At 45.4% G+C, this 227-nt stretch carries 1 pseudogene; it reads right to left on the minus strand.

The features are described from left to right. Nucleotides 1-227 (minus strand): annotated as a pseudogene (locus AB4486_RS26195) (amino acid deaminase); the annotation flags it as partial.

Here is a 227-nt window from a genome sequence, read left to right on the forward strand (position 1 = left end):
CCCCAAGCGCCATTTTCTAGCTGTTGGCGGAAAAAATCAGGTGTCATGGAGGTTTTGCCGTGTGGCGATAATTTAACCTGATGATGATCGGCGAATGATTGCATCCAATTTAGGTTATTGGTTAAGGCTGATTGCTTGATAACCGCAACCGGGAGCGAAACATCTTCATCAATCAGTCGATAAACACCGTTCTGAGATTGTGATACCGCTCTCCCTTTTTGGCCTTT

Origin of the sequence: Vibrio sp. 10N.222.55.C6 (assembly GCF_041473395.1) — a bacterium.
GTDB classification, from domain to species: Bacteria; Pseudomonadota; Gammaproteobacteria; order Enterobacterales; family Vibrionaceae; genus Vibrio; species Vibrio crassostreae_C.